Here is a 15,812-nt window from a genome sequence, read left to right on the forward strand (position 1 = left end):
GATGGCTCATTCGGGCGGCCCCGGTCGGTGCGACTCCTGGGTCCACTCCTGCACTTTCAGCATCAACAGGTCGGCATCGATCGGCTTCGATAGATAGTCGTTGCAGCCGGCGTCAATGAAGCTCTGTGCTGCCCCGGCCACCGCATGTGCGGTGAGCGCTATCACCGGCAGGTCGGAAAGCACCGGGTCGGCTCGAATCTCACGAATCGCCTGACGTCCGTCCATCACCGGCATTTCCATGTCCAGCAGCACCAAGTCGTAGTGAGCCTGGCGCAGGCGCTGCAGGCCTACGGCGCCGTTCTCAGCGACATCGTGGGCGAAGCCGAACTTGCTCAACAGTCGATGCATCAACTGTTGATTCATCTCGTTGTCCTCCACCACCAGGACCCGGCATTCGCGGCTCGGTGCCGCGTAGTCGCCGGCATCGGCTGGCTGCGAGCCCTGTTCGAGGTAGCGGCGTGAGATGCAGTCGGTGTGGAAGAAGATCTGCAGGGCCTGCTGCCCGATTGCCAACCAATCGACAGGTTCAGTGCAGGCCAGGGTGTCGATCCGCTCAGCCGGCTGATAGACCTGCTCCATGCGCAGTGTGCCGACCCAGCCCTTGAGGCTATGCGCTGCGCGATGCAGGTCGACAGCGCTGCCGCCTTGATTGAGCAGCTGGGCTATCTCCTCGACGGCGCGCAGCAGACGTGAAATGCCATTTTCGACCAGCTGCACCAGTTCCGGCATCGGCTGGCTGTCGCGCCATTGCTTGATCAGAAGCTCGCCGCGTGCGGCGCGGCGGGCCTGGCGGCGCAGTGCTTGGGCGATGCGCTCACGGCCGCCGCCATTCTCGCGGCGCGCTGTCGTCGCAGTTCCCAGGGCACGGGCCAGTTGGGCAGCGGCCTCGGGGGTTGCCAACAGCTGCGGGGGTGCCTCGCCTTGCAGCCAGGTCACCAGTTGCGGCATCCAGGCCTGCAGCTCGGGGCCGGCTGCACTCAGCAGCAGAAAATCCGGTGCGCTGGCCGCCGGCGCGCGCCCGGCCAGGCTCAGCTGCAGCCAGGGAGACAGCAGGGCGGTGAACGCCTGATGATCGTGGTCAGTGCCACTCAGGGCCGGACTGGGGCCGATCAGCAGGGCACTGCCCTGGCCGGGATCGACTAGCCGGCCTAGCAGTCGTCGGGCCCAACTCAGGGCGCCGTCTTCGGCCTCCATCAACCAGCCATCGACCAGGGCCAGATCGTCGTATGGGCGGCCGTACAGCCATAGCCAGGGAATATTGTTCAGCAATCGGGCCTGACGTAACGAATGGCTAAGTGCTTGCTGCAGCAGGCCGGCATCGAACAGCAAGGCGTCAGGGGGGTTGCGGCTCAGGACAGGCAGCGGATCGGGCTGCAGCGGGTGAGATTGCGCCACGAAGCGCCATTCACGCAGCCGCTCGAGCAGCGGTGCGCGTTCGGCAGCCTGCTCCAGCAGCAGGCTGACCCGGCCGCGCGGCATGCGCTGTTCGGCGCCCTCCAGCTCGCCGACCTGCGCGGCGCTGGCGATTGGCAGCGGAATATCGAGGCGAAATACCGAACCCTGACCCAGGGCCGAGCGGACGTCGATGACGCCGTCCATCAGCTCGATCAGGTTCTTGCAGATCGCCAGGCCCAGGCCGGTACCGCCATATTTGCGTGTGGTGGAGCGGTCGGCTTGCTCGAACGGCTGGAACAGGCGCTGCTGCTGCGTTTCGCTCATGCCGATGCCCGAATCGCAGATTTCCAGCTGGAATCGGCCCGCGGCAAACCCCGCACTCAATACGATCTGCCCTTGCTCGGTGAACTTGATGGCGTTGCCGACCAGGTTGGTGATGACCTGAAACAGGCGCTGATCATCGCCGATCAGATGCCGCGGCAGCGCATCATCCAGTTCCACCGATAGCGTGAGCTGCTTCTCGCGCGCTTTCAGGGCGAACAGGTCGGCCACGCGCTGCAGCAGGGCAGCGACATCGAACGCCTGCGGCGACAGCTGCAGCTTGCCGGCCTCGATCTTGGAAAAATCCAGAATGTCATTGATCAGGTTGAGCAGGCTGACGCCGGCGGTGCGGATGATGCGCAGCATCTCCTGCTTGGCCGGGTCGGTTTCCTCGTCGACCAGCAGCTCGGTAAAGCCCAGGATCGCATTCATCGGTGTGCGAATTTCATGCGACATGGTGGCGAGGAAATCGCTCTTGAAGCGGCTGGCCTCCTCGGCCTGGGCCCGCGCCTGCTCAAGTTCGCGATTCTTGGTCTCCAGATCGGCCAGCAGCCGCGCCCGCGCGTCGGCCAGGGCCTCGGCGGCGCGCCGCTCCGCCAGTTCCACCGTTTGCCGATGACGCCGGCGTTCGTTGCGACGCGCTTCATCCTCGAACTGCTTGCGTCGCAGTTGCGCGGCCAGACGGCTGCGCAACACATCGAGATCGCTGGACTTGACGATGTAGTCATCGGCGCCGGCATTCAGGCCGGCGATCACTGCATCCTGCTCCTGGGTGCCAGTGAGGATCATCACCGGCGTCTCGCGCAGTTCGGTGTTGCGCTTGATCAGTCGGCACACATCCAGGCCGGACAGGCCGGGCATCATCAGGTCGAGCAGCACAGCATCGACGGATTGCTGTTCGAGATAGCGCAGCGCTTCTTCACCGGAGCTGGCGGTCGCCACATCATAGCCATCGGTGCGCAGATCATCGGCCAGGGCGTTGAGAAAGGTTGGGCTGTCGTCCACCGCCAGCACTCGGCGTGGCTGCACCTTGTTGGCATCGGCGGCGGCCTTGCGCGCGGCGGCGTTTCTTAACAAAGCACTTAGTCTAGCCAGCAACAGATCGAAGCTGTCGCTCTTCTGCAGATAGGCGTCGGCGCCGGCGTCCAGACCTTCGACTTCACTGACCGCGCCGACGGTGCCAGTCAGCAGCACCAGGGCGGTGGCGCGCAGCTCAGGATGGACGCGCAAGCGGCGCACCACGGTGGCGCCGTCGATGCCAGGCAACTGGCCGTCGACGACCACCGCAGCGGGGCGCCGGCGTGCGGCCATGCGCAGGCCGTCTTCGCCGTTGTCGGCCGTGATCACCCGAAAACCGGCGTCGGTCAGCGCTTCTTCGGTCGCATGGCGAAAAGTGTCGCTGTCTTCGATCAGCAGCACCAGGGGGCGGGGATCGCTATCGGTCTGCTCGGATGGCTCGCGCAGAAAGTCGGCGGCACGGTCACAGACCTGGGCGGTGTCGTAGGGTTTGCCCAGGTACTCGTCGGCGCCGGTTCGCAATCCGCGGATGCGCTCGCCTACTTCATTCTCGGTCGACAGCAGCATCACCTTCAGCTCGGCAAAGCGCGGCTCCTGGCGCAGTTCCTGCAGGAATGCGATGCCGTCCCCGTCAGGCAGATGAACATCCAGAATCAGCAGGCGAAACTCACCGTTCAGCAGCGCATGACGCGCCTCCTGCAGGGTGGACACGGCGCGATTATCCAGCCCGGCATCCGTCAGTGCCTCACCGAGATCCATGCGCACGGTCAGGCTGTCGTCGATGATCAGGATGCGTGGGCCCTCAACCATCATGGGCCTCCTCCGGCTGCGCCGCTTCGATCAGATAGCGCGGCAGCTCGGCCAGAGAGACCACCCGCTGCACGGCTCCCAGGTCGGCGGCAACCTTGGGCATGCCATAGATCACCGAGCTGGCCTCATCCTGGGCCAGGGTCATGGCGCCGGCGCGGCGCAATGCCAGCAGACCGGCCGCACCGTCCGAGCCCATGCCGGTGAGGATGATGCCCAGGGTATCGCGCGGTTGGCTGCGCGCCAGCGATTCGAACAGCAGGTCGGCCGAAGGACGACAGGAGTGTCGCTCGGGGCCGCGGCTGAACTGCAGCCGACCGCCTTCCACCAGCAGGTGACGATCGGCCGGTGCCAACAGCACGCAGCCGTGTTGCGGCAAGGGCTCGTTTTCGATGGCCATCCGCACCGGCAAGGGCGACAGGCTGTCCAGCCACTCGCAGAAAGCCTGTTCAAAGGCCGCATCCAGATGCAGCACCAGCAGGATCGGTAGCGGAAAGTGGCGCGGCAGTTTCGGCAAGACCTCGGCCAGGGCAGCCGGGCCTCCGGTCGAGGCGCCAATGGCGATCAGTCGCGTCGCCTGCTGTTGCCGCCGCGGCGGCTCGGGCAGCGGCTCGGCTTCGCCAGCGTTGAGCGCCCGGCGGCGGCCTCGGCGGATCACCTTTACTCCGGCAACCAAGCGCAGCATGCGCCGATAGCGATCAATCCATTCGGCGTCGTCGTGCAGGCCGCTCGGCTTATCCAGTACTTCCACTGCGCCAGCACTGAGGGCATCCATGGTGTGAAACAGCTCGCCGCGATTGCGCGAGGCGGACACGATCAGGATCGGGCAGGGGCAGCGCGCCATGATTTCGCCGGTGACTTCGAGCCCGTTCAGGCCGTGCAGCACGATATCCAGCGACACCACATCGGGGCGCAGGCGCTCGCACAGCTGCACACCTTGCTCACCGTCGCCGGTTTGCCCGACCACTTCAAACTCCGGCACGTCCAGGGCATCGGCCAGATAGCCGCGCAGGGTGGGCGAATCTTCGATCAGCAGTACGCGCAAGCGCCGGTTCATCCGAGCAGCCTCGCCACGGTGCTCAAGAAGCGCTGTTGCTCGAACTCGCTCTTGACGATGTAGTCGGCGGCGCCAGCTTGCATGCCGCGCTGCTTATCCTCTGGTTTGTTCAAGGAGGTCACCAGCACCACCGGCACCTGACGCAGATCGGCATCCTCGCGGCTCAGGCGGACAAACTCGAAGCCATTCATGCCCGGCATTTCGACATCGCAGACAAACAGGCCGTAGCGGCGAGCGCGGGCCATCTCGAATGCCTGCTCGGCGCTTTCTGCCAGATCAACCTCATAGCCGGCTGACTCCAGTATCGACTGCTCCATCATCCGCGTGGTGAGTGAGTCGTCGATCACCAGGATCGGCGGCAGCACCTGTACCGGGCGGCGCTGGGTGGGCGGCGCCTTGTCAAACACAATCGCCTGGATCAAGGCATCCGGGTTGAAGATCGGCAGCGGATCGCCATTCAGATCGGGGCTGGCGCCGGCCACCAGCTGCAGGTTGCCGAGCACCGCGGGCAAGGGTCGCACCACCGCTTCGCGGGTGGCAATCAGTCGATCGACCTGAAGCGCGGCGCGCGCCTCGCCGGCGCTCAGCAGCAGAACGCTGCAGAACGGCGCGCTGCTGGGTTCGACGGCACTGTGAAAGCTGTGCAGGCGGCGCAGCGGGTACAGCTGCTGATCGATCACGATGCGGTCGCCGCTGTCGCTGTGCTCGATGGCACTGCTCGGCAGGCGCAGGGCCTGACGTACGTTGTGCAGGGGCAGGCAGGCGCGCAGGCGACCCGACTCCACCACCAGCACATCCACCGCCACCAGGGATGGCGGCACATCGAGCAGGAATTCGCAGCCACGTCCGGGATGGCTGCGGATGCTCAGCTCGCCGCGCGCCCGGCGCACCGCCTCGCGCACCAGGTCGAGCCCGACGCCGCGGCCGGCAATCGCGGTGACCTCGCGTGCCGTGCTCAGGCCGCCATCGAGCAGCAGGGCATACAGCTGGGTCTCGCCGGCTGCACTGGCCTGTTCCGGGCTCAGCCGACCCTTGCTGATCGCCGCCTGGCGCACGGCGTCCAGATCGATGCCGGCGCCATCGTCGCGGACATGAAAACGGATACGGTCGCCGCGCCGCTCCAGGCTGACCTCGATGCTGCCCTCGGCAGGCTTGCCGCGGGCCTGGCGCAGGGCAGCGTCTTCGATGCCGTGGCTGGCGGCATTGCGCACCAGCTGAATCAGCGCATCGCGCAGCGGCAGCAGCACGTGGGCATCGAGTCGGAACTCGCCGCCGCGAATGCTCAGCGAAATCCGCTTGTCCAGGGTCTGGCAGGCATCGTCCAGCGTCTGCTTCAGCGGCTCGAGCACCAGGCTGGCCGGCAGCAGGCGCAGCTCAGTGGCTTCGCGGCGCAATGCATCGAGACTGCCGCGACTGCGTTCGGCGGCCTGACTGAACTGGCTGCTCAGACGGCGCAGTTGCCCGGCCAATGCATCGAGTCGTTCCGCCCGCAACTCGCCGCTGGATTGCTCCAGGCCTTGGGCCAGCTCGATCAGCTGCAGCACGCCCAGATCGACCTGGCCGACCGGCAAGACCGCCTCGGCCACCGATTCGAGCAGGCGATCGAGCTGGCCGATCTCGACGCGCAGGGTTTGCAGCGACTCGGCCAACGGCTTGCTCGCCGTGCCGGGGGGCGGCGTCTGCGCCGTCGCCTGCTGTGGCAGGCCGGCGATAGCTGACGCGTGCGGTGCCGCCTGCCCGAGGTGGTCGAGCTCGCGTCTGAGTCCGCTCAACAGCGCTACGGCCTGTTCAAGGGCCTCGGTCGGCGGTGGCCCGGGGCCATCGCGAAACGGTGCCAGCAGTGATTCCAGGCCATGCGCGGCCTCTGCCATGCTGATCGCCTTGACCACCCGCGAGGCGCCCTTCAGGGTATGCGCCGCGCGCAGCAGCCTGGCCATCAAGTCTGCCGCCGGTTCGCCCTTGGCCAGCCCCTGCACCTGCAGCTCCAGCGCGTCGAGCAGCTCGCGCGCTTCGATGCGGAAGTAGCGGTAAGGGTCCTTGGCGGCCATCTGTGCGCCTTTAGCGTCGATTTCCGCTGGTCATCCGGACCAGGTCACGGGCCAGACGGTTGAGATACTCGACCCCTTCCAGGGTCTGCCGAGTGCCGGCGTCCGATTCCTTGGCCGCCTGGGTCAGATCGGCCAGGGTCAGATTGACCTGTTCAACCGCGGTGACTTGCTGCCTGGTGCCGAGCTCGATCTGTCGCGAGGCCTCACTGGCGCTGTCGACCATGCGGCGGATTTCGGCCAGCTGAGTCGCCACCTGGGAAAAGCTGTGCATACCGGCATCGACTGCCTTGGAGCCGTCTTCGGTCACCATCACCGTGGTGTTGGCGGCCGAGCGGATCTCGTCGACCAGATTGCGAATCTCGCGGCCCGAGGCGGCTACCCGGTCGGCCAGTTTGCGGATCTCTTCCGCCACCACGGCAAAGCGCTTGCCAGCCTCACCGGCCCCGGCCGACTCGATGGTGGCATTGATCGACAGGATATTGGTCTGCTCGGCCAGCTCATTGATCAACTCCTGGATCGAGCCGATCTGCTGCGATTTCTTGCCCAGCTCGACCATGTGCGAAACGATCAGATTCACCTGGCGTTGCACCGACTCGAAAACGCTCTGTGCTGAACTTACGGTTCGATCGCCCAGCTTGGCGGCTTGCGAAGTGTCGTCAGCCGCGCGCGACACCCGCTGGGTGGTTTCGGCCATCTGTCGGGCGGTGGCGACCAGCTCTTTCAGTGTGGTGCTGACTTCGTTCATCGCCGTAGTCTGTTCGCGGCTGCTGGTGGCTTGCTCATTGGCGGCGGTCTGCAGCTGAGCCGAGGTCGACTGCAGTTGCGCCACTGCGCTGCCCACGCGCTGGGTGACATAGCGGGTCAGGTACCAGCTGATCAGGATCGATAGCAGCACGATGCTGATCGCCAGTACGGTGAGATTGCGCTGGGCCGCGGCCAGATCCTGGCTGACCTCGGCTTGCTGCTGGGCCGTGTGGTCGCGGACGAAACTGCGGTAACCGATCCAGGTCTCATCCCAGTGCATCATCAACGGTGTGGCGCGGGCATCGAACGCATCCAGCATGGCGTTGCGGTCATCGCCATCCAGGCTAAGCAGATGCTTGAACTCGGTGTGCAGGGCGGCCTCGGCGGCTTCGGCTTCCTTGACATAGGCCTTGCCCTGGTCGGTCACCATGCGGCTGCGCAGCGCTTCGATGGTGATGCGGAAAGCGCGCCGCTCCTCTTCGGCTTTGTTGAGCAGATCGGTGTCGCGGGTGATCAGATAGCCACGCATGGCGGTGCCGTGGGCTATCAGGGTTTCGTGCGCTTCGGCGGCGAGGCTCTCGTTGCGCGCCATTACTTCGATCAGGAAATCCTTGCGTTCGGTGGCATGGTTGAGCGTCCACAGGGCGATCAGCGCCAAGGTCGCCACCAGGACGGAGGTGAGGATGAAACCCGCCGCAATTCGGCGCCCGACAGTCCAATGTTCAAGCATGCTGGATGCTCCGGTGTGGCTGGGCCGCGTCGTCCTGGCCCAAGGCAGAAGAAATGGAGCCGATGTCGATCAGGCTCAGCGTATGCCCTTGTTCGATCAGGGTCTGTTGGTGCGCGCGCCCGCTGCTGCTGGCCGCATTCAATACGCCAAGCTCGATCCGCTGCAGCGCCTGCAGTTCAGTAAACGCCAGGGCGTAGTCGAGCTCCTTGCCAACCCCGACCAGCCAGGCGGGCGATTCGGAGGCTGGCAGATCAAGCAGCTGGGCCAGGCAGAACACCGGCACTACGCGGCCGCGCACACTGCACAGGCCGAGCACCTGGTCTGCGGCGCCCGGCAGTGGCCGCACCGTCGGCAACCGCTGCAACAGGCTCAGTGCATCGACCCGGACCAGATGCGAGCCCTCTTCGCGGCCCACCTGCAGGCGCAGGACTTCGATGCTCTCCTGCGCGGTGGTCTGATGGGCACGCTGAAAGCTGCGGTCGAACTCCTGGCGCAGGCGATCAACCCATTCGGCTTGCGCGCTGTCGCTCATTGGCTGCCTCGGCAGGCACGAATCTGATTGTCACAATACTCAATCATCGCCTGCCGACCAAATCCGCCGGACAGCAGCCGCAGGCGGCGCATCTGTTCCTCGGGAAGGCGTTGCCGGGCGATGCTGAATTCCTGCAGCGCAGCGGCCTTCTGCCCGGCCTTCAGCGCCATCCGACCGAGCAGCACATGCGGCAAGGCAAACTTTGGGTCGAGATACGAGGCGCGCCGCGCATGCTCCAGCGCCAGCTTGGGCCGTCCGCGTTGCTCCATGCACATCGCCAACAGCTGGTGCAGCTCGGCATCGAGAAAGTACTCGCCCAGCAAGCGTTCACAGCGCTGCTGCGCTTCGTCGATGCGATTGTTGACGAAGCACAGCTGCGCCAGCAGCACCTGGCTGCGGCGGTCGGATGAGCCGGCGGCGCGCAACTGCTGCTCGGCGGCGCTCCAGTTCTCCTGCCGCAGCAGATGTTCAACCTCGCCCGCTGCCGAGGCCTCGTTGTCGCGCGTACTTGGTGGTGCTGTCGTCTCGCTGGCCGTCACCCTGGTGGTGGGTGCCCATTGCCAGTCGGCGCTGGCCGCCGGTCTGGGCAGCTCGACCTGCAGTTCGCCCTGCACGCCGGCCAGCAGGGTGTTCAGATCGGGCTGGGTCGCTTCCGGGCGGAAACCGCCATGCTTGCGATAGAACACGGTGCGCTCGGTCGACTCCAGTTCGATGCCGGCACAACCGGCCTGCAGCGCCTCGGCGTGGCCTAGAAACAGAAAGCCGCCTTCCACCACCAGGTCGGCCAGCTTCTGGACCACGCTCTCCACCACCTGTGGCGAGAAATAGATCAGCACATTGCGGCAGAACACCGCGTCGTAGGCTGGCGCCCGCCACAGTGCATGCTGTGGATCCAGCAGGTTACATTCCTGGAACTGCACGCGCCCGCGGATGTGAGCGTCGAGCTCGAACTGACGACCTTGCTGACGAAAGTACTTCTGCCGCACAGCCTCCGGGGTGTCACGCAGGGACCAGGGCGAGTACAGACCGGCCGCGGCGCGTTCCAAGGCGCGCGGATTGACGTCGACGGCATCGATCCGCACCCGTGAGGCCATGCCCAGCTGATCGGCGATCATGGCCAGGCTATAGGGTTCCTCGCCGCTGGAGCAACCAGCCGACAGCACCCGCCACCGCCGTTCGGCCGGCTCGTCCATCCAGGCTTGCCGCAACACCTCGAGATGGTCGGCGCCGCGAAAGAAATAGGTTTCGCCAATGATCAGCGCATCGGCCACCGCGCGCAGTTCGGCCGCCGCCAGGTCACGATTGGCCAGTCGCTGCTGGTAGTCCTCCGGCTTTCTGATATCCAACACCTGCATACGTTCCGCGACCGCCTGCGCCAGCCGATCGCGGTCACCGGCCTCGGCATGAAAGCCCAGGCGCTGCGAGAAGTCGTCGACCAGGCTGCGCAGCGTGCTGTTGTGCTGGGTCGGTTTCATTCAGCAGAGGCACCCTTTTCGAGCCTTCGCCACAGCGAATCGGGCAGCAGTCGCATAACATTGAGTTGCACGTATAGCTGCTGATCGCGCTGCGCGACCTGCTGCACCACGCGGGCGGCGTCGCCTTCAAACAGGGCTGGCAGCGGCTGCCAATCGAGCTGGTCGAGGTGCTCGACGCGCCCCACCGAGGGCACCGCCAGCGCCAGACGGCGCGGGCCGACGCGCAGATGCAGCCAACGCCCGATCGCCTCGCCCGGCTGCCCCAGCAGGCGCGGTAGGTCGAGCACGGCGACGGGCTGTCCACGCAACACCGACAGGCCGAGCAGATAGGCAGGCACATCGGTCAGGGCATCGATTGGCAGCGGGCGCAGCACTTCGATCACCGCATCGAGCGGAACGGCACACGGGCGACCGGCCGCCTGCAGGGTGAGAAAGCCCTGCTCGTAGCACTCGGATCGTTTGCGGTTGACGCTGGCCTGCATCTCACGCTCCAGAAGGGTCGAGTCGCCGAAGCGGCACATTGAGCGGCGAGCGCACGCCCAGGCCGTCGGTCGCCCTGGGATTCGCGCTGCCACGCACCGCGGCTATCAATCTAACCAACCTTGACCTTGCTGGCGAGTCGGCCGGTGTGAACTCGACCTTGACGTGGCCGAGCGCAGGGCTGGGAAATTCAGCGGCCTGCGCTGATAATCGGCCGCTGACTTCCAAGCCCTGTGATGATGTCCGACTCTGCCGCCATCCGATTTACCGGCGTCCGCCTGGCCCGCGGCAGTCGCACCATCATCGACGAGGCCGACTTCTGTCTGCCGCAAGGCTGTGTCACTGCCGTGATCGGTCCCAGTGGTGCCGGCAAGTCGACCCTGCTGTACGCGATCACCGGCGATCTCAACCCCAGTGCCGGCAAGGTCGAGGTGCTGGGCAAACAGCTGCCATTGCGCAGCACCCGCGAGCTGTATGCACTGCGACGACGGATGGGCGTGCTGCTGCAGGGCAACGGCCTGCTGACCGATCTCAGCGTGTTCGAGAACGTGGCCCTGCCGTTGCGCGTGCACGCCGACCTCGATCGCGACGAGCTGACCGAGCGGGTGTTGGCGAAACTGAAGGCGGTGGGGCTGGAGGAAGCCGGTGAGCTGATGCCGCAACAATTATCCGGTGGCATGGCGCGCCGGGTCGCCCTGGCCCGCGCCCTGGCGCTGGACCCGCCGCTGATGCTGTACGACGAACCGCTGACCGGGCTGGATCCGATCGCCTGCGGCTTGATCCTCGATCTGATCCGCCGCTTGAACGATGAGTTTGGTATGAGCTCCCTGGTGATCACCCACCATGTGCGCGAAACCCTGGAGATGTGCGATCGGGTGGCGATCATCGCCAATCACGGCATTGCCTTCGAGGGCACTCCGAGTGAACTGGATACGGTTGACGACCCACTGATCCGGCAGTTCATGGAAGGCCGGCCGGATGGTCCGCTGACCTTCGACTACAAGCGCGCCGGCAAGGAGTCAGCGGATGCTTGAACAACTGGCTTCACTGGGTCGCTTTGGCCTGTTCCTGTTTCGCATTCTCGGCACGATCACCCTGACCCGCGGCCAGTTCGGTGACATCGTGCGGCAATGCTATTCAGTCGGCGCGCGGTCGGTGCCGATCGTTGCCGTTGGCGGCGCTTTTGTCGGTCTGGTGATGAGCCTGCAGGGCTACCGCACCCTGGAGACCTTTGGCGCCGGCAATGCGCTTGGCACCCTGCTTGGTCTGTCGCTGTTCCGCGAACTCGGCCCGGTGCTGGCGGCGATCCTGTTCTGCGGCCGCGCCGGTTCGGCGATGGCCGCCGAACTCGGCCTGATGAAGGCCACCGACCAGATCAAGGCGCTGTCGATGATGGCGATCGACCCGGTTGGCAAGGTCGTGGCGCCGCGCTTTATCGCCGGCGTGATCAGCGTGCCCCTGCTGACCATGGTGTTCTGCGCCTTCGCCATTCTCGGCGGCTACGTACAGAGCGTGATCGTACTCGGCATCGACGGCGGCTACTTCTGGGGCAGTCTGCGCAACAGCGTCGATCTGTGGGAAGACTTTGGCCAATGCCTGGTCAAGGCCAGCTTCTTCGGCTTCGCCTGCTCGCTGATCGCCACCCATGTCGGCTACCACGCCGAACCCACCATCGAAGGCACCAGTGTCGCCACCACCCGCTCCGTCGTCCACGGCTCGCTGATGGTGCTGTTTCTGGACTTCATTTTGAGTGCAACGTTGTATTAAGAGCCGTGATCGGTGATTGGTGATTGGTGATTCGTAACAGCCAGAGCTCGCCGAACTGACCATGGCGCGAGCTCGACACCCTGCCTTGAACCAATGTTCAAAGCGCGCACTCAACTCCGCCTCTGTCCGCTCTAACGAATCACCAATCACCAATCACCAATCACCGACCGGAGGTCACAATGAACAGCAAAGTTGAATGGAGTGTCGGTGCCTTTATCCTGATGGGCTTCGCCTGCGCCTTGGTGTTGGCATTTTCCTCGACCAATTCGCAGGATCGCATCGGCGGTGGCGGCTATCTGCTGACCGCTCGGTTCTCCAATCTCGGTGAGTTGAAGACCCGGGCGCCGGTGAAGATCGCCGGGGTCAAGGTCGGTGAAGTTGCCAAGGTGGAACTTGATGCTCAGAAGTTCGAGGCTGTGGTCACCCTACGTATGACCGAGCGCTCCGGCGAACTGCCGGCCGACTCCTCCGCCGCCATCTATACCAGCGGCCTGCTCGGCGAGCGCTATATCGGCATCACCCCGGGCGGCGAACTGGACGTGCTCGGCAACGGCGATGAGATCCTGTTCACCCAGAGCGCGGTGGTGCTGGAACAGCTGATCGGCAAGTACATGTTCGGCAATGCCGAGGGAGATAAGGAGCCGTGATTGGCTGAGAGCCGGGATTCGGGGTTCGGGATTCGGGATTCGGGATTCGGGATTCGGGATTCGGGATTCGGGATTCGGGATTCGGGATTCGGGATTCGGGATTCGGGATTCGGGATTCGGGATTCGCAAGAGCAAGAGCAAGAGCAAGCTCGCCCAGCGGTGTGCCAGACCTTAGGTACTCGGCACTGAACATTCGGTCAGAGTGGCAGGCCGACACTGCCTCAGTCCGCTTTTGCGAATCTCGAATCCCGAATCCCAAATTCCGGCTCTTCACCCGGCAACTCAAACCAGAACAAGCAACCGCCGCCCTCGGCGGGTTCGGCACCAGCGTCGCCGCCGAGCCTGGTCAGGATGCGGGCAACGATGGACAGGCCGATGCCATGGCCTTCGGCGCTGTCGGGGTTGAGGCGGGAGAAGGGTTGAAATAACTTGGCATAGTCATCGCCGGTGATTCCGGGGCCGTGATCGCGGACCCAGAACCGCACGCGGCCATCAGCGGTCTGCTTAGCATCGAGTTCAATGGTCGGCGGCTTGCCACCGTACTTGATGGCATTCGATACGTAGTTGGTCCACACCGCCTCGACCCAGTCGGCGCGACCGACCGCCACTGGCCAGCTCTCAGGCTGGGATATGCTCGCGCCGCTGCGTTCGATCATCGGTTGCAGGCGGCTCAGGCATTCGTTGACGATCTTGCCGCTGTCCAGGGCCTGCGGTTGCACTGGCCGATCGCTGCGCAGGCTGGCCAGGGTCAGCAGGGCGTCGATAATCTCGGCCATCTTGCGTGAGGTGCGGTGGATGGTCTGCAGTGACTCGCCGATCTGCTGCTCGGGCAACCTGTCACGCATCTCACTTAACAGGCCGGCCAGTCCAACCACCGTGGTCAGCGGAATCTTCAGGTCGTGCGCCACGGTGTGGGCATAGGCCTCCAGATCGCGGTTCTGCACCCGCAGCTCATCGGTCTGGCGTGCCAGTTGCTCCGATTGCAGCTGCAGAGCCCGGGTTCGCTCAGCGACTTGATCCTCCAGTCGATCCTTGTGTTCAGCGAGCTCTCGCGCCTGACGCCGCTCAACGGTCAGCAGTTGGCCGATCCGCTCGCGCATCTGGTTCAGCGCCTGGGCGACCGAACCCAGTTCGTCCGATCGCTCACGGCGCTGCAGGCGCAGCGGCTGGTCCAGGCTGTCCAGCTGCATTCGCCCGGCGTAGTCGGCCATCTGCTGCAGATGGCGGGTGACCCAGCGGCGGAACAGGTAGGCCAGCAGAACGGCACTGGCGAGCAAGGCCATGCTGACGCTGAGCAGGATACGAATCGATTCCTCGACCAGCCCGGCACGCAGCCGCTGATCGCTGAGTTTGACCCAAAGATGGCCCAGTGCGATTGGCTCGCTGCCGCCGAGCAGCGAGCGTTGCAGTGGAAAACTGCGCTCGGCCAGCGGTGGATCGTGCAGTTGGCCGACTTGCATGCGCTCACCGTGCGGGGTCTCCAGCACCACTTCGGCGACGCCCTCGATGGCGCCGATGCCCTTCAGTTGCGTCTCGACGCGCGCCAGGTCCACCGCCCATAGCGCCTCTTCCAGGCCGGCCAGATAGACCTGCTCGATATCGCTCAAATGGTTGATCAGCACGGCGCGCTGCTGCGCGTAGCGGGCCTGCACCTGCAAGGCGGTGATCAGCAACGCGCAGAGAAGTCCGATCAGTACGCTGGCGAGCGCCAGGCGGCGTCCGATGGGTTGGCTGACCGGGCTGACCGAAGGATTCATAGTTTGCCCTCGTCAGGGCGGAACCACAGCGCGGATTCAGCCACGGGCGTGCGTTGCGGCAACAGCGGATTGGCCAGGGAGAGTATTCGCCGGTCGGTCAGTCTGGCGCGCTCGATGGCAGACCCGAATTGCTGGCGAAACAAGGCCAGAAAGCTGCCGTCGGCCAGCGCTTGGCGCAGACCACGCTCGATCGCTTCAGCCAGTGGCTGGTTGTCAGGGTGCACAAAGAAATACAGCGCCGACGGATAGTGCAACACCAGGGTGTTCTCCAGCGCCATCGACTGGTCTTGGCGCAGGGCCAGTTCGGCCCAGACTTCAGCGACTGAGCGGGGAAAGTAGTCGATATGCCCGCGGGCGAGCATGGCAAACAGTCCCTCGTAGTGCGGCGCTGTCTCAATCTTCAAACCCGCTGATTCGAGAACAGGCGTGTCTGGCCAGTCGTGTCCCTGGCCGCCGCGCAAGCCGGCCAGCGCGTGCAGACTGTCGATACGATCAAAGCGCGCTTGATCGCCCTGTCGAATCAGCAGTAGGCGCCAGCCAAACAGTCCACGATCAATCGGAATGCGGATCGGCCGCAGATCGCGCTCGCGCTGCTCCGAGGTGACCGTCCATAACACATCGATTCCCTTGCGTTCGGCCAGCAGCAGCAGGTTGCGCGATTGCTGCGCATGAACTTCGCTGGGCATGGCGATGAAGGAATGGCCAGCACGCTGCAGGGCCAGTTCGAGCACCTGTACCGGGTAGCGGCTGCGGGGATCGCGGCTGGATTCGCCCGGCGGGTACAGCACGACTTGGCCACGCGGCGACTCGGCCCGCAGCTCGGGGAGCAACGCCAGCACCGCGAGCAGGATCCACAGTCCGTTGCGCACCCAGGCCTCGAGTCGGTGTGAACTTCCGCACATTATGGCCCGAGCGTGGCGGCTTGGGTGAAGGAGGCTGAGATTCGGGTTTCGGGTTTCGGGTTTCGGGATTCGGGATTCGGGATTCGGGATTCGCAAGAGCAAGAGCAAGAGCAAGAGCACGCTCGCCCAGCGG

Annotated in this window: 12 protein-coding genes; 3 read left to right on the forward strand and 9 right to left on the reverse strand. The window is 65.0% G+C overall.

All coding sequences use genetic code 11. From position 1 onward, the window contains the following. Positions 1 to 6: 6 nt before the first annotated feature. From IFO71_RS13580 to IFO71_RS13610, 7 genes are read right to left on the reverse strand one after another with little or no spacing between them, the layout of a single operon-like run. Positions 7 to 3,546: a response regulator gene (locus IFO71_RS13580; protein ID WP_192030188.1), complete on the reverse strand. Its 3,540-nt coding sequence runs from the start codon at positions 3,544 to 3,546 to the stop codon at positions 7 to 9. Further along, positions 3,536 to 4,597, reverse strand: a complete 1,062-nt coding sequence (gene cheB, locus IFO71_RS13585) for a chemotaxis-specific protein-glutamate methyltransferase CheB (protein ID WP_192030189.1) — start codon at positions 4,595 to 4,597, stop codon at positions 3,536 to 3,538. Before cheB ends, IFO71_RS13580 begins: the two co-directional genes overlap by 11 nt. Next, a complete protein-coding gene (locus tag IFO71_RS13590; protein ID WP_192030190.1) occupies positions 4,594 to 6,645 on the reverse strand; it encodes a hybrid sensor histidine kinase/response regulator in 2,052 nt (683 codons plus the stop codon). The genes cheB and IFO71_RS13590 overlap by 4 nt, the downstream gene beginning before the upstream one ends. Positions 6,646 to 6,655: 10 nt before the next feature. Continuing rightward, positions 6,656 to 8,119: a methyl-accepting chemotaxis protein gene (locus IFO71_RS13595; protein ID WP_192030191.1), complete on the reverse strand. Its 1,464-nt coding sequence runs from the start codon at positions 8,117 to 8,119 to the stop codon at positions 6,656 to 6,658. Next, positions 8,112 to 8,651, reverse strand: a complete 540-nt coding sequence (locus tag IFO71_RS13600) for a chemotaxis protein CheW (RefSeq protein WP_192030192.1) — start codon at positions 8,649 to 8,651, stop codon at positions 8,112 to 8,114. The genes IFO71_RS13595 and IFO71_RS13600 overlap by 8 nt, the downstream gene beginning before the upstream one ends. Continuing rightward, positions 8,648 to 10,126: a CheR family methyltransferase gene (locus IFO71_RS13605; protein WP_192030193.1), complete on the reverse strand. Its 1,479-nt coding sequence runs from the start codon at positions 10,124 to 10,126 to the stop codon at positions 8,648 to 8,650. The genes IFO71_RS13600 and IFO71_RS13605 overlap by 4 nt, the downstream gene beginning before the upstream one ends. Then, positions 10,123 to 10,608: a chemotaxis protein CheW gene (locus IFO71_RS13610; RefSeq protein ID WP_192030194.1), complete on the reverse strand. Its 486-nt coding sequence runs from the start codon at positions 10,606 to 10,608 to the stop codon at positions 10,123 to 10,125. The genes IFO71_RS13605 and IFO71_RS13610 overlap by 4 nt, the downstream gene beginning before the upstream one ends. A gap of 234 nt (positions 10,609 to 10,842) precedes the next feature. Here IFO71_RS13610 and IFO71_RS13615 point away from each other — a divergent pair, with 234 nt between their 5' ends. From IFO71_RS13615 to mlaD, 3 genes are all read left to right on the forward strand, one after another. Next, entirely contained in the window at positions 10,843 to 11,640 is a 798-nt protein-coding gene (locus IFO71_RS13615) for an ABC transporter ATP-binding protein (RefSeq protein ID WP_192030195.1), read from the forward strand. Beyond that, positions 11,633 to 12,373: an MlaE family lipid ABC transporter permease subunit gene (locus IFO71_RS13620; protein ID WP_192030196.1), complete on the forward strand. Its 741-nt coding sequence runs from the start codon at positions 11,633 to 11,635 to the stop codon at positions 12,371 to 12,373. Before IFO71_RS13615 ends, IFO71_RS13620 begins: the two co-directional genes overlap by 8 nt. Positions 12,374 to 12,552: 179 nt before the next feature. Continuing rightward, on the forward strand, positions 12,553 to 13,020 hold the full coding sequence (gene mlaD, locus IFO71_RS13625) for an outer membrane lipid asymmetry maintenance protein MlaD (protein WP_192030197.1): 468 nt from the start codon (positions 12,553 to 12,555) through the stop codon (positions 13,018 to 13,020). 221 nt (positions 13,021 to 13,241) lie between these two features. Here the strand turns inward: mlaD and IFO71_RS13630 are convergent, their stop codons facing one another. Further along, a complete protein-coding gene (locus IFO71_RS13630) occupies positions 13,242 to 14,777 on the reverse strand; it encodes a sensor histidine kinase (RefSeq protein ID WP_192030198.1) in 1,536 nt (511 codons plus the stop codon). Beyond that, positions 14,774 to 15,646 (reverse strand): type 2 periplasmic-binding domain-containing protein, encoded by an 873-nt coding sequence (locus IFO71_RS13635; protein ID WP_192030199.1) that lies wholly within the window; start codon positions 15,644 to 15,646, stop codon positions 14,774 to 14,776. Before IFO71_RS13635 ends, IFO71_RS13630 begins: the two co-directional genes overlap by 4 nt. Between the last annotated feature and the right edge of the window lie 166 nt (positions 15,647 to 15,812).

Source organism: Pseudomarimonas arenosa (assembly GCF_014841215.1).
GTDB classification, from domain to species: domain Bacteria; phylum Pseudomonadota; class Gammaproteobacteria; order Xanthomonadales; family Xanthomonadaceae; genus Pseudomarimonas; species Pseudomarimonas arenosa.

Bases quoted from the DNA above. Each gene is read 5' to 3' on its own strand.
- IFO71_RS13600 (WP_192030192.1), bottom strand. From the start codon at position 8,651: ATGAGCGACAGCGCGCAAGCCGAATGGGTTGATCGCCTGCGCCAGGAG.
- IFO71_RS13610 (WP_192030194.1), bottom strand. From the start codon at position 10,608: ATGCAGGCCAGCGTCAACCGCAAACGATCCGAGTGCTACGAGCAGGGC.
- IFO71_RS13630 (WP_192030198.1), bottom strand. From the start codon at position 14,777: ATGAATCCTTCGGTCAGCCCGGTCAGCCAACCCATCGGACGCCGCCTG.
- IFO71_RS13595 (WP_192030191.1), bottom strand. From the start codon at position 8,119: ATGCTTGAACATTGGACTGTCGGGCGCCGAATTGCGGCGGGTTTCATC.
- IFO71_RS13615 (WP_192030195.1), top strand. From the start codon at position 10,843: ATGATGTCCGACTCTGCCGCCATCCGATTTACCGGCGTCCGCCTGGCC.
- IFO71_RS13580 (WP_192030188.1), bottom strand. From the start codon at position 3,546: ATGATGGTTGAGGGCCCACGCATCCTGATCATCGACGACAGCCTGACC.
- cheB (WP_192030189.1), bottom strand. From the start codon at position 4,597: ATGAACCGGCGCTTGCGCGTACTGCTGATCGAAGATTCGCCCACCCTG.
- IFO71_RS13590 (WP_192030190.1), bottom strand. From the start codon at position 6,645: ATGGCCGCCAAGGACCCTTACCGCTACTTCCGCATCGAAGCGCGCGAG.
- mlaD (WP_192030197.1), top strand. From the start codon at position 12,553: ATGAACAGCAAAGTTGAATGGAGTGTCGGTGCCTTTATCCTGATGGGC.
- IFO71_RS13605 (WP_192030193.1), bottom strand. From the start codon at position 10,126: ATGAAACCGACCCAGCACAACAGCACGCTGCGCAGCCTGGTCGACGAC.
- IFO71_RS13620 (WP_192030196.1), top strand. From the start codon at position 11,633: ATGCTTGAACAACTGGCTTCACTGGGTCGCTTTGGCCTGTTCCTGTTT.